The sequence below is a fragment of the Candidatus Phytoplasma mali genome (assembly GCF_000026205.1).
Lineage (GTDB): Bacteria > Bacillota_I > Bacilli_A > Acholeplasmatales > Acholeplasmataceae > Phytoplasma > Phytoplasma mali.
The window spans coordinates 30,711-44,023 of the sequence record NC_011047.1; the positions used below are offsets into that span (position 1 = coordinate 30,711).

Consider the following 13,313-nt stretch of genomic DNA (forward strand, 5'->3'; position numbering starts at 1 on the left):
ATATTTAAATCTTCAATAATAGTAATATTTTTAAATAATTAAAATAAATATATAAAGTAAAAATATATTTAAAATACTTAATATACCTACTTTAATTTTAAACTTTTTTTAGCATGTTTAAAATTAAAAAAGAATTTTAGAGAAAAAAAATACTAAATTTTTAAATTATTTTAAAAATTTAGTAAAATATTATTCATTTAAATTTTAAAATTAAAAAAACTTTAAAAATATCTTTATAAAAAGTAGTCCTTTTTTTGTTTCACTAAGAATTGAAAAACTAAATGTTTAACTTGAGGATTAACAAACAAAATATTTTTATTTTTAATATATTTGGTTTTAGTATTTAAATTTTTTAAAATTACAATTTTTAAAGTTAATAAATTAGCGTTTTTTAACATTTTTCTAATTTTTTGTTCTTTAGTTTGTTTTTTCATTTTTAAAACCTGACAAATAGATTTTTAATTTTAATAAGTTAAAAAAACTTTTTTAAATCAAAAAAAATATTATATACGAAACGTTTTGGTTTAATAAAAATATCAATTAATTGCAAATTTAAAATAATATTTTAAATAATTTCGTTATTAATACTCCTCGCCTTGTGGAAGAACTGACGATGGTGAAGTAACTGTTAATTTCTCATCTTGTGGAAGAACTGACGATGGCGAAGTAACTGGTAATTTCTCATCTTGTGGAAGAACTGACGATGGCGAAGTAACTGGTAATTGATCTTGATCTTTTTCAGAATCTGGTTTAAAAGTTGTACTTGTAGGAATATTAATTACAGTTCGTAAAATGTCTTCAGGATAAATACCATCAGCCCAAAAAAAAGCTAAACCTAATAAAAAAATCAAACCAATTAAAGCTAAAAATTTTTCTAAAATTATTTTTATCATATCTAACTTCCTTAATTTTAATTTATAAAACTCCTTACACTATTAAATTTTTAAAAATTAGTGAAATAAAATTTCTCTGTGTAATTTGATTAATGAGAAGAACTAATTTATTGTTTGTTATCATAATCAATATTGATTTCATTACTTAAATAAAAAATTATTTTTAAAATTAAAACCTAATTAATTACTACTGCATGAATTAAGTTTCGATTTGAAGTAATTTAAATTTTATCAAAGTAAAAAAATTAGTGATAGTTTTAATCAAATGAGACCTGAATAATAATTATTTCATTCATATGATTTCAAAATATCTCTAATTCATTAAGATAAAATTGAACCAAAAATAAAAAATATTCTTCCCTGCTTAAGCAAAAAAATAAAAATACCATAATAGATATATATATCGAAGTGTTGCATTTTTTTGAACTTTTAAAAAAAATAAAATAACTACTTAAATTTTTTGTTTTATTTTTTTGTTTGTTTACTATCTTTAATATTTATTTTATCAGTATATAAATTTATTATTAAAACTTTTATTTATTAAAATTTTCACTGTAAGGTAATGATTTGATATATTCTTCCATAAATTCCCAATCTGCCCCCCCTTTATCGTTGGTTGGAACTTTAATTTGACTATTTTTCATTTTATCATTGCTCCATTTTCTACCATAATTAAATCTATATTTTTCTTTTTCAAGAAGAATAGTAATAAATAAAGCGTTATAAACATTTAGTTTTTTATTTCTTAAAATAGTTACATCAGGAGTAGCATAAAAAGATTTATTTTGATAAAATGAAGAACCTATGGAGCCGTTATTAGCTATTGTAATACAATTAGCTGGAAAAAGTTTTTTTCCTTTTTGGACGTTATCTTTAACACCATTATTTAAACTGCTGGAACTTACTAAAGGGATGTCTCCTTGTTCTAAATCTTTGATGATATCTTTACCTCTTTCAATCATAAATAATTCTTGAATGGAAAAAAATTTCATTTTATTTATATTTAAATTTAATCGATGAAGTAATTGTTTTTCGTTTGTTAAAGAACACAAAGTATTATTATGAACGTTTAAAAATTCAAAAGCGATCAATTCTTTTATTTTTTTGATAAAAATATCATCAGTTAAATCATCATAATTAGTTGTCAAATATTCTTCGGCCAACCATTCATCATGATATTTAACAGGATGATTAACAGATAAACCTTCTTTGTCTTGTTTATTTTTATAAGTAATTAACCATTCATTCTTAATTGAAGGCCATTTATTGTTAATATCAATTCTTCCTTTATATTTTGTTTTCACAAAACCATCATTTTTAAAATAACCAAAAAAAGTATTAATATTACTATCATGAGGAATATGAGCTTCCCAAATTAAAATGACAGTAGCTACTCCCACAGGATAAAATAAATCTTCAGGCATCGATAAAACTGCTTTTAAAGTATGTTTTTGAAATAATCTTTCTTTAATGGTTAATCCTTTAGTATTTAAGGCAGTGCTCATTTGACAAATAGCGACGCATTCCCCCCCTTTGGTTAAGCAATTCAAACTATTTTCAATAAATTCTAATTGTTCTTCAGCATTTCCATTACTATAAGGAGGATTTAAAAAACTAATATTGGGTTTTTTCTTTTTAACTATTTTTATTAATTCATCATCAAAACAATTTCCATGAAAAATATTACTTTTCCCATCGCCTCTCATCATCATATTAGAACATACATGACTAAACATATCTGGTCTAATTTCAATACCTATCAATTGATTTAATTTAATTTCTGCTTGTTTATTTTTTTCATATTTGACATTTTGAACCATCGCTTTCATTGCTGAAACTAAAAAACCACCAGTGCCACAACAAGGATCAAAAACAATATCATTTGGTTGTATATTTATTAAATCACAAAAAAATTCAGTTATATGAATCGGTGTTAAAACAAGCCCTGTTTTTTTATCACCGCCAGCATATTTAATAAATTGAGTGTAAAATTTACCTAAAATATCAAATTTATTATCACGAATATAAGGTAAAATATTATCATTTACATCATCTATTAAATTTCTTAATAAATTATTAGGTATATTTGTTTTAGTTTTTTTATCTTTAATAAATGGCGAAGTTAATTGCTTATTATTTTTATATTTAGAATATTCAGTTACTATAGTTTGAATTTTATCTTTTGAAATTTGCTTATCTTCTAAAATTTGTTTACAAAATTTTACAATATCATCGATCAGTCTGTCATTTTCTTTATGAGTATATAATTTATACTCATTAATAAAAACTTTGTTTTGTAAAGCTACTAAAATAGAACTAATAATAATACACCTTTCCACTTCAGGGATAGAGTTAGAATGTAATAATTTATTATATTCAACAGCTTTCATTATTAAAGCTTCTTCGCTAATAGGTTTTTTTTGTTCTGTTATTATTTCGTTTAATTGTTGAGGATTTAATATTAGTTTATTTTGAATATTTTTATAATAATAACTTTCTTTAATCCATAAAAAAGTAGATATTTTCTTTTCTTGTTCTGTTTCTCCGCTTATCACGATAGCAGTCACATCAAAATCTTTTTTACAGTAATTAGCATAAAGCAAAACACCATCAAAAGCATAATCTTTATATTGTTTTTTATCTAAACTTTCATGTTTAGTTGTAGATGCTTTACATTCTATTAATATTAATTTATCTTGTTGGTTTACAAATGATATGATAAAATCAGGATAACCTTTTCCATCACCGCTTTTACTAGCTGTTTTAAGTAATTTATTTATTCGAGGATTGTCTGATGATTGTTCTTCAATAATGATATTCGGATTATTATAGTATCCTGCTTCTTTTAACATTTTTCGTACAAGTTGTTCAGTTTTCCTTTCATTTACCATTATTGTTTATTTTCCTTTTTTTATTTTTTTATTTATTTTCTTTTGGATTAAATTTCTTCGTATAAAGCGAAGTGTTGCATTTTTTTAGACTTTTTTTAAAAAATAAAAAAATAAAACAAAAAATCTAAGTAGTTATTTTATTTTTTTAAAAAGTCTAAAAAAATGCAACAGTTCGCTTAATTAATCAAAATGATTTTCGGTTCTAATCATAATAATTTCTTGTTTATAAATCGGTTGACCATCAATATAAGGTGTTTCTAAGATCTTTGGCAAAGATAAAAATAAAGGATGATAAATAATTTCCATTAATGCCTTCAATCCAATTTGTCCTAAGCCTAAATTTTGGTGACGATCTTTTTTACTACCTAAACAGTTTTTGGAATCATTAATATGCAAACAAGAAAGATATTTCAGACCAATAATTTGATCAAAAAGTTCAATCACTTTTAAAAAATTATTTTTAATATCATAACCCGCATCAAATACATGACAAGTATCAAAACAAACCTTAATTCGACTTTGATCCTGAATTAATTGAATAATAGCTTTTAGTTCTTGAAATTCGCGCCCAATTTCTGTACCTTTACCAGCCATAGTTTCTAAAGCAATTTTAGTTCGACAATGTGAGGTATTTTTAAAAATTTGATTAATTCCTTGAGCAATTAATTCAATGGCGGTATTTTTAGTTTGTCGAAGAGCATTTCCAGGATGTAGTACCATTTGACTAATTTGCATTTCGTTAAAACGAATAATTTCTTGAGTTAAAAAATCAATGGCGAATGACCGATTAACTGGATTAGGATTCGCTAAATTAATAATATAAGGAGCATGACCAACTAAATCATCCGGATTAATTTGATGTTGTTTCAATAACGTTAAAGCTTCAGAAATTTTAAAATTATTTAAAGCCACACGTTGAGTGTTCGTGGGTGGCCCACTATAAACCATAAAAGTATTCGCTTGAAAGGCAATAGCCGCTTGAACCGCACCATAAAACATATCGGGTTTTTTTAAAGAAACAAAACAACCAATTTTAAGCATTTTTTTTCTTTCCTTGGGAATATTTTTGAATTGATCGAATTTTATTTTTTTTTCTAGGAGTTTTAATTAAATGCGGTTTGTGGTTGCGATCCGGTTTAGGTTTTAAAATTTCAATTTCTTTAGAAGTTAAAATCATTTGTTGAAAATTAAAATGTTGACTTTTTAATTTATTAATTGTTTTTATTTCTGATTCATTGTAAATGGTAATTACTTCACCTGGTTTTCCCATGCGACCAGTACGACCGGAGCGATGTTGAAAAAATTCTAAATGTAAAGGTAAATCATAATGAATCACTAAAGAAATATCTAAATCTAAACCACGAGCAGCTAAATCACTCGTAATAATATACTGATATTTTAAATTTTCAATAGCTTTTAAACTTTGTTTTCTTTGTTTAACTGATAAATCTGATGAAAAATTAAAAACATTTAACTGATGTTTTTTTAAAGTTTCAAATATCGGTAATTGATCTTGCTTACGAGAAACAAAAATTAAAGCTAAATAAGGTTTTAATTTTTGGGTTAAAGTTAATAAAGTTTTTAATTTATCATGACTTTTTAATAAATAATATTTAATATTTTTTAAATAATTTTTAGTTAAATCAATTAATAAAGTAGGACCAAAATTTTGTTTAATAAAATTAGTTAAAAATGGTTTAAAAGTAGCAGAAAATAGCATTATTTTAGGTTTTGATTTAGTAATCATTAATGGTTTTAAAAAAGATAAAAATTTTCGATCTAACAACATATCAGCTTCATCTAAAACAAAAAAAAGGGTGCGGTTAATTTTTAATTGTCCTAAAGAAATAGCATATTCAAATAATTTTTCTGGAGTAGCGATCACAATTTGAGGTTGCTGTTTTTGTAATTTTAAACTAGTTCTTTTTTTATCCATACCACCATAAAAAATTCGTACTTTAACTGCATTTTCAGGAATCGCTTGTAACATTTTAAAAATTTGTAAAACTAATTCATTTGTTGGTGCGATAATAACAGCTTGAACGACAGCTTGGTTAACGTCAATTTGACTTAAAATTGCTAATAAATAAGCATGAGTTTTACCAGTACCCGTCGGTGCTAAACCAATTAAATGTTGTGGTTGAGAGAAATTTTTAAAAACTTCTTCTTGAATAGGAGTTAAATAAGAAAAATTTAATTTTTGTAATTTATCTTTAATATAATTTTTCAAAATAATTCCATTCTTTCTAAAAATAAAACTTGGTTGATCTTTATTTTTAATTTTTTTTAGTTTAATTAAAGATAAAAAAATCTCTAACTAAAAAATTAGAGAAAAATAACTTTAAATATGGTTTTCAGAGATTTTTTTAACCTCCAAATTAGTTTTGAGAGATTTTAAACTATGATAAATTTGATCTAAAATTTTATTATTAAATTTATGTTGTTTTTGATCATCTAATTCTGAATATCTTTTAGTTAATTCCAAAGCTTCATCAATAATAATAGGAGCAATGATCTTATTTTCTAATAATTCAAACGTAGCCAAACGTAAAATAGCTTGGTCTACTTTATTTAAACGTTTTAATTGATAATTATAAAGATTTTTTTGAATAATTTCATCAATTAAAGTTATTTTAGGAATAATTTTTTGAAAAAAAACCAAACTTTGAGGTTTGGTGGTATAATTCAAAAACTTTAAATCCTGGAGGTAAAAATCATATTGATATAATAAAATAAGTACTTCAATACGTATTAAACTTGGTTTTTTCATAACAAAAGATTTATTTTCCTTTATGAATTTAAAATCAGTTGAAGAAATTCTTATTTTTTTAAAACTGAAGTTAAATTATATTCCACTTGAGACCAATTAATAACACTAAAAAAAGCTTCAATGTAATCAGGACGACGATTTTGATAACTTAAATAATAAGCATGTTCCCATAAATCTAAACCTAATAACGGTGTTCCTAAATGCAAAGGAGTATTTTGATTAATAGTAGTAGTAATTATTAATTTTTGATCGAAAGTTAATAATAACCAAACCCAACCACTACCAAAAAGTTTTTTTCCAGCCGCAATAAATTCATTTTTAAAATTTTCTAAAGATTCAAAATGTCGGTTAATTAAATTAGCTAGTTCATTTTTCGGAGTTTTTTGATAATTTAATTTTAAAATCTTCCAAAAAAAAGAATGATTAAAATGACCACCACCGTGGTTTTGGACCACTGTTCTAATCGCAATTGGAACTAAATTTAAATCAGTTAACATTGCTTCTAAAGAATAATTTAAATTTGGATAATTTTTTAAAGCTTGATTAAAATTATCAACATAAGTCTGATGATGTTTAGTATAGTGAATTTCCATCGTTTTAGCATCGAAAAATGGTTCTAAAGCATCATAATTATAAGATAATTCAGGTAATTTAAAATTTAACACGTTATAGCTTCCCTTTCGGAAAATATTTTTTTAAAATTAAAATTTTTTAAAATATTTATACACAAAAATAAATATCTTATATACACATAATTATAACATGATTTTAATTTTTTATAATTAGATTGAAAATTATTATTTTATATGTTATAAATATTAAGTATAGTTTTAAAAATTGAAATAATTGAATCCAAAGATAATGATAAATAGTTAAAAAATCAAGTTCAATAATGTTGGATTTAAATTTTAACCATTTAAAAATTTTTGAAAAACTTTTGGAAAAAATATACCATAAATCGGCTTAAAAGTTATCTTAAATTTCACTAAGTTAACTTTCAGGAAGGAAAGAAATTGAAAATAATATTATTAGGAGCTCCAGGAACTGGAAAAGGAACTCAAGCTGCTCTTCTTTCTCAAATGTTTAAACTTTACAATATCTCTACTGGAGATATGTTTCGAAAAAATTTTAGTCAAAATACTGAGCTAGGAAACTTAGCTAAAGCTTATATTTTAAAAGGACTTTTAGTTCCGGATGAAATCACTAACAAAATGGTGATAGATTACTTATCTGAAGATAAATTTAAAAAAGGCTTTTTACTTGATGGCTTTCCACGCAATTTAGCTCAAGCCAAAATGTTAAAAAAATTTTTTCAAACTAAAAAAATTAATTTAACCGCAGTAATTTATTTAAATACTTCAGAAGATTGTTTACAAAAAAGAATTACTGGCCGTCGAATTTGTCCGAAGTGTGGTAATATTTATCATATTGAAACAAAAATTCCGCGAAAATTATGGTTTTGTGATGATGATCAAACCCCTTTAATCCAAAGAAAAGATGATCAAAAAGAAACTTTTTTAAAACGTTTAGTAGTCTATAAAAAAGAAACTTTACCTTTAGTTAAATATTTTAAAAATCAAACACCGACGCATTTTTTAGAAATTAAAGTAGATGATTTGAAAACTTCAATTTCGGAAGTAACCAATTTAATTTTAATACAAATGCGAAAAGCAAAAATAATTTTTTAAAAAATTTTATAATTATTAAAAAAATAGTTGTTGTAAACAATTTTTTTATATAAAAAAACTAAAAAAATAAAATAAATTCAACTTTTAAAACTAACTAAATTATTAATTAAAAAATCAATAGTTTGTGTAGTTTATGACGTTTAGTTATTTAAAAAAAATGACTCTCAGTTTGAGAGTCATTTAAATATTTTTTATTCATTTTTTTTATTGATTTTGGTTTTTTGGTTTTATGCTTTTAATTTTTTATAATACTACTCAATAATCAGAAAATAATTATGGTAATTAATAGTTTTATTAAAATCATTTTCTAAAAAATGGAAAATTCCTAATAATTGAAATAATTTTACATAATAACACCAAAAAATAGCAAAATTTTCCAAAAATTTATATATATTTCCATTTCCTAATAAAAAACATACAGTAAGTGAAATACGATATAAAATATCATAACAAATATTATAATAAATCTCAATTTTATCTTTATCTATAGAACAATAAAAAACTGGAATTAAAAAATGTGTAATTATAAATAAAAACATCATTAAAAATAATAATGAAAAAAATATTCTTAAAAAATAATTTTTTTCGGAATGTGATTCTGTACCATGATTAATTAATTTATTATTACAATCTCTTTTTTTACGAAAAATAAAAATATCCAAAAACAAAAATAATTGACCAAAATCAATATTATTTAAGTTTTTTTCTTTATCAAGATCTTTATAAATAAATGCTGTTCCGTTTGTTATTTTAAAACAAATATAAAAAAATAATCCAATTATCATAAAGAATGAAATAAAAATAAAAATCCAATATATTATTTCATTTTTCATAAAATCAAAATAACTTTTGTTTACTTTTAGTAAATTTTTTACTTCTAGTAACGTAATAACAAAAATAGAACTTAAAATCAACAAAACGATTATATCTTTAATTCTTTGTTTACGTTGCATCATATAACCTCCTTTTTTTTATATTTTTTGATAATTTATTAATATTTTTTTAAAATAAAAAACGGTTAAGTTTTAAAAAAGTATCTTGAACACCGTAAGTAATATCTTTAACTGCATTAACTGTTGCTTTACTAATGCTTTAAAAATGATCAGCATTAGGTTCTAATATATTACGTGAATAATTTCTATTTGTCTAATAGTTCTTTCTGAAAATTCATTCTCACGCAGCCCAAAAAAACTTAATTATCAAAAACAAATAATAAACAAATAGTCATCATTCAAATAATTTTTTGAGAAAAAGCCAATTAATTTTTTAACATATAATCAATGTTAAACTTCCAATGAATAATTAAAATAAAAAAATAATAAATAATATAATTTAAATAGCAATTTCTTCTTAACTCTTTTAATAATTTAATTATATGATATCACTCCGATTTATAAAGGTTATCTATTTGTTGGTTACTTGTTATAATTTGTGATTTTATAAGTGGTTAAATTGTCTCTTTATTTTTTTTATAAGTAATTTTAGTTTTAATTAATAAAATAGGAGGAGGGAACTTTAATCAATATAAATCTCAGAAAATAGGACTATTATAAATACCAAAAGAAAAAATTATTTATTAAATTTAACTATATGATAAACAAAAAAAATTTTGTCAAATTTTTATTAAAAATAAATTAATTATTTTTTTTAAAAAGTGATTTTTGCTTTCTTGTGTAAATTTTTATGATATATAATCAATATATTTTCAACTTAAATAACAAAACTAAAAATTAAATATTTAATTTTAAAAAGTATTTTATTGTCCAATTTTAAGATTTAAGGTAATATACAAATTTATATTTTTCATGTCTAACATTATGCAAAATATTTACCAGTAATAATGAATTTAATTCAATCTAATTTAGCAACTTAGTATTTTTTTGATCAAAATAATATTTTAAATAAAAAAAAATAATTGAAATAGCTTTATTACTCAATAGTTAAGGCTAAATTTATCTTCTATTAATTAAAATATAAATAAACAACTACTAGTTTTTTTAAGAGCGAAAAAAAATAAGTATAATAAAAATGTGATTTTTTTATTAGAAAGTCATAAAAATGTCAAAAATAAACAAACTTTTATTCATAATAAGTGCGTTAAGTTTAATTAGTTTAGTTATTGGATGGTTATTTTTTAAAACTGTAAATAAGAAAAAAAATCTAGATAACTTTTCACAATTTTTAAATCATCACGATTTACCTAATGATCAAGCTTTAAATGATTCGGATGCTGCTAATAATTGGGATATTAACGGCATAATGAAAAAATTTACCGAAACTAAAAATTCTATTTTAAATGCGACTACTGAAACCGAAGCTAAAGATAAAAAAATAAATTTTTATCATGAATTAGTTGAAATAATGGAAAAAATGGCACCTTATCAAAATAAATTTAATATTCAAGAAAAACAATTTTATGATGTTCAATTACCACAAATAACATCCGAATTTATTAATACTAATTATCCAATTCGGTACGAAATTTTAGATAAAAATATTGATCCACAAAAAACCAAAATTGAAGCTAATAAAACCTATAGTAAAATAATTAGTAAATTTAATCAAAATGATGAATTAGTTATAAAAGAATATTATATTAAAACACTCAATTTTGAACAACTTATTAGGTTGAATGAATATTATCAAGCTAATAAGTTTAAAAAAATAATAACTTATTATCATATGGATGATAATTATATGATATTTAATATTAATCCTAATGATCCTAAAACCAAACCTAAATTAGAAATAACTGAATATAATCTTTATAGTCAAAGACAAGATACTAAATACAATCGAGAAGGTCAAATTATCAGTATAAAACCACCTATTTATGAAACTATCGAAAGTAAAAATTAAATTCAAACATTATGATCCCACTCTCTTTTAAGAGAGTTTTTTTATTTAACTACCGTTAACCAAATTTAATCTATAAAATAATTAATATCATGTTATTAAAAATCTCAAAAATAATATTCAAAAAATATCTCCAAACATTAATCAAATCAACCGAAAAAAACAAAAGATCAAGATAGTTAATTTATTTTCTTCTGCTAACGAATTAAATTCTTTTTCTGCGTGTATGAATAATAATTTTTTCTTCTGAACCAACTATTTTTTTGAAATCTATATTTTAACTTCAATCTCTGTTTTAATTGTTAATTTTTCATCACAATGTTTTTATTTTGATATTTTTTTACTTTAATTAGCACTAATAAAATAAAAAAAGACTCCAAAAAGTCTTTTGATTAAATTCTTATTTCTTAGTATTTACAACTAATTGTTCTATTTCTGCTTGAGTAATCGTTTCTTGTTCTAATAATAAATGAGCGATTTGATCTAATAAGGTTTTATTTTCTAACATTAAATGTTTAGTTCGGGCATAACAATTATCAATGATTTTTTTAATTGCGGTATCAATCAGTTTTTTATCCGAAAATTCGGAATCTTGACTAACTCCTAAATCACTCATCCCGTATTTAGTCACCATTAACCGGGCAATTTTAGTCGCTTGTCGAAAGTCGTCAAAGGCACCAGAAGAAATATCATCAAAAACTAATTCTTCCGCGACACGTCCTCCTAAAAAGGATTGGATTTGTGCTAACATTCTTTTTCGAGAAGAAAAGAAAGTTTCTTTTTCTGGCATCATTAAATTATAACCACCAGCGTTACCCCGAGGGATAATCGTAATTTTTTGAACTTTTTGAGCGTGTTTTAATTTAATCCCAATGACTGCGTGTCCTGCTTCATGATAAGCAACCATACGGCGTTCTTCAGGGTCATATTTAATCGATTTCTTAGCGGGTCCCATTAAAACGCGGTCTAGAGCTTCGGATAATTCAGTCATGGTAATGAAATCTTTGTGATTACGGACAGTCAAAATCGAAGCTTCATTTAAAACCGCAGCTAATTGGGCCCCACTCATCCCTGGAGTTTGTTGTGCTAATTGATGAAAATCAATATCAGAAGATAATTTTTTGTTTTGGGCGTGTAGTTTTAAAATCTCCGCACGTGATTTAATATCTGGTAAATTAACCAGAATTTTACGATCAAATCTCCCTGGTCGTAATAAGGCTGCATCTAACATATCGGCGCGATTAGTAGCTCCAATCACAATAATACCTTTTGCTTGGGTAAAACCATCCATTTCGGTTAAAAGTTGATTTAAAGTTTGATCTTTTTCTTGATTACCGCCTGAAGAATTACCACCTCTTTTACCACCTAGAACATCAATTTCATCAATAAATAACACACAAGGAGCATTTAATTTCGCTTCTTTAAACAATGTTCTGACCCTGGAAGCGCCTACACCTACATACATTTCCACAAATTCCGAACCTGAAACAGCATAAAAAGGAACACTGGCTTCGCCCGCTAAAGCTTTGGCTAATAAAGTTTTACCAGTTCCGGGTGGTCCTTCTAATAAAACGCCCTTCGGAATGGCAGCCCCTATGGTTTCGTATTTTTGTGGTTGTTTTAAAAAATCAATTAATTCGGTCATCTCTTCTTTTTCTTCCGTATTCCCAGCCACATCTTTGAAAGTGAAAAGGGATTTTTGTTTGGCCGAAACTTTAGCATTCGAATTAAGTTTACCTGACGATTTTTTTATATTAGAAATAATATAAAACATAAAAATAGTACTAGAAACAATTGGCACTAAACTTAAAATTAATTCTGATAAATGAAAATCAGTTTTAGGATCTTTTATTTGAATATTCTCTCTACCTTTAATTAAAGAATGAATTTCATGAAAAAAAATCGAATCTACAACAGCATACCATTTTTCTTTTGTGGTTAAATTATTTTTATTTTTAACTAAAATTTCAACTCTATAAAATGATTTTTCAAAAATAGTAGAATTTGTTTCGTAAAAAACAATCTCTTCCACTAAATGATTATCGTCTTTAATTTTTTTTATAATTTCATCAGTTCTTTTTTTAATACCTTTAATTCTTCGTTCAAATGTTAAATCTAGAATTAACAAAATACAAAATAAAATGCTGAAAAAAATAACCAAAAACTTTAAATTAAATATTTTTTTAAAATAATGAGTTTTCATATTTTATATCCT

At 23.6% G+C, this 13,313-nt stretch carries 11 protein-coding genes; 2 read left to right on the top strand and 9 right to left on the bottom strand.

Annotated features, from left to right (window positions below; genetic code table 11):
- Positions 1 to 233: 233 nt before the first annotated feature.
- The 7 genes from ATP_RS00125 to ATP_RS00155 form a co-directional block, all read right to left on the bottom strand.
- The gene (locus ATP_RS00125; protein WP_012504182.1) at positions 234 to 434 is read right to left on the bottom strand and encodes a hypothetical protein; all 201 of its coding nucleotides are present in this window, start codon (positions 432 to 434) and stop codon (positions 234 to 236) included.
- 147 nt (positions 435 to 581) lie between these two features.
- On the bottom strand, positions 582 to 893 hold the full coding sequence (locus ATP_RS00130; protein ID WP_012504183.1) for a hypothetical protein: 312 nt from the start codon (positions 891 to 893) through the stop codon (positions 582 to 584).
- Positions 894 to 1,426: 533 nt separating this feature from the next.
- Complete coding sequence (locus tag ATP_RS00135; RefSeq protein WP_012504184.1) at positions 1,427 to 3,784, bottom strand: N-6 DNA methylase; 2,358 nt, start codon at positions 3,782 to 3,784, stop codon at positions 1,427 to 1,429.
- Positions 3,785 to 3,964: 180 nt separating this feature from the next.
- On the bottom strand, positions 3,965 to 4,825 hold the full coding sequence (locus ATP_RS00140; RefSeq protein ID WP_012504185.1) for a deoxyribonuclease IV: 861 nt from the start codon (positions 4,823 to 4,825) through the stop codon (positions 3,965 to 3,967).
- Positions 4,818 to 6,014: a DEAD/DEAH box helicase gene (locus ATP_RS00145; protein WP_012504186.1), complete on the bottom strand. Its 1,197-nt coding sequence runs from the start codon at positions 6,012 to 6,014 to the stop codon at positions 4,818 to 4,820. Before ATP_RS00145 ends, ATP_RS00140 begins: the two co-directional genes overlap by 8 nt.
- Positions 6,015 to 6,125: 111 nt before the next feature.
- Positions 6,126 to 6,554: a transcription antitermination protein NusB gene (locus ATP_RS00150; protein ID WP_012504187.1), complete on the bottom strand. Its 429-nt coding sequence runs from the start codon at positions 6,552 to 6,554 to the stop codon at positions 6,126 to 6,128.
- A gap of 50 nt (positions 6,555 to 6,604) precedes the next feature.
- Positions 6,605 to 7,219, bottom strand: a complete 615-nt coding sequence (locus ATP_RS00155) for a superoxide dismutase (protein WP_012504188.1) — start codon at positions 7,217 to 7,219, stop codon at positions 6,605 to 6,607.
- A gap of 348 nt (positions 7,220 to 7,567) precedes the next feature.
- Here ATP_RS00155 and ATP_RS00160 point away from each other — a divergent pair, with 348 nt between their 5' ends.
- Positions 7,568 to 8,242 (top strand): adenylate kinase, encoded by a 675-nt coding sequence (locus tag ATP_RS00160; RefSeq protein WP_012504189.1) that lies wholly within the window; start codon positions 7,568 to 7,570, stop codon positions 8,240 to 8,242.
- Positions 8,243 to 8,493: 251 nt separating this feature from the next.
- On the opposite strand, the gene ATP_RS00165 is transcribed toward ATP_RS00160, so the two are convergent.
- A complete protein-coding gene (locus ATP_RS00165) occupies positions 8,494 to 9,195 on the bottom strand; it encodes a hypothetical protein (RefSeq protein WP_041186048.1) in 702 nt (233 codons plus the stop codon).
- A 1,105-nt stretch (positions 9,196 to 10,300) separates the two neighbouring features.
- Between ATP_RS00165 and ATP_RS00170 the strand changes: the two genes are divergently transcribed.
- Entirely contained in the window at positions 10,301 to 11,101 is an 801-nt protein-coding gene (locus ATP_RS00170) for a hypothetical protein (RefSeq protein ID WP_012504191.1), read from the top strand.
- A gap of 397 nt (positions 11,102 to 11,498) precedes the next feature.
- Here the strand turns inward: ATP_RS00170 and ftsH are convergent, their stop codons facing one another.
- The gene (gene ftsH, locus ATP_RS00175; RefSeq protein WP_012504192.1) at positions 11,499 to 13,301 is read right to left on the bottom strand and encodes an ATP-dependent zinc metalloprotease FtsH; all 1,803 of its coding nucleotides are present in this window, start codon (positions 13,299 to 13,301) and stop codon (positions 11,499 to 11,501) included.
- Positions 13,302 to 13,313: the final 12 nt, after the last annotated feature.

Coding starts and splice junctions, on each gene's coding strand:
- ATP_RS00135 (WP_012504184.1), bottom strand. CDS start 3,784: ATGGTAAATGAAAGGAAAACTGAACAACTTGTACGAAAAATGTTAAAA.
- ATP_RS00130 (WP_012504183.1), bottom strand. CDS start 893: ATGATAAAAATAATTTTAGAAAAATTTTTAGCTTTAATTGGTTTGATT.
- ATP_RS00170 (WP_012504191.1), top strand. CDS start 10,301: ATGTCAAAAATAAACAAACTTTTATTCATAATAAGTGCGTTAAGTTTA.
- ATP_RS00140 (WP_012504185.1), bottom strand. CDS start 4,825: ATGCTTAAAATTGGTTGTTTTGTTTCTTTAAAAAAACCCGATATGTTT.
- ATP_RS00125 (WP_012504182.1), bottom strand. CDS start 434: ATGAAAAAACAAACTAAAGAACAAAAAATTAGAAAAATGTTAAAAAAC.
- ftsH (WP_012504192.1), bottom strand. CDS start 13,301: ATGAAAACTCATTATTTTAAAAAAATATTTAATTTAAAGTTTTTGGTT.
- ATP_RS00150 (WP_012504187.1), bottom strand. CDS start 6,554: ATGAAAAAACCAAGTTTAATACGTATTGAAGTACTTATTTTATTATAT.
- ATP_RS00165 (WP_041186048.1), bottom strand. CDS start 9,195: ATGCAACGTAAACAAAGAATTAAAGATATAATCGTTTTGTTGATTTTA.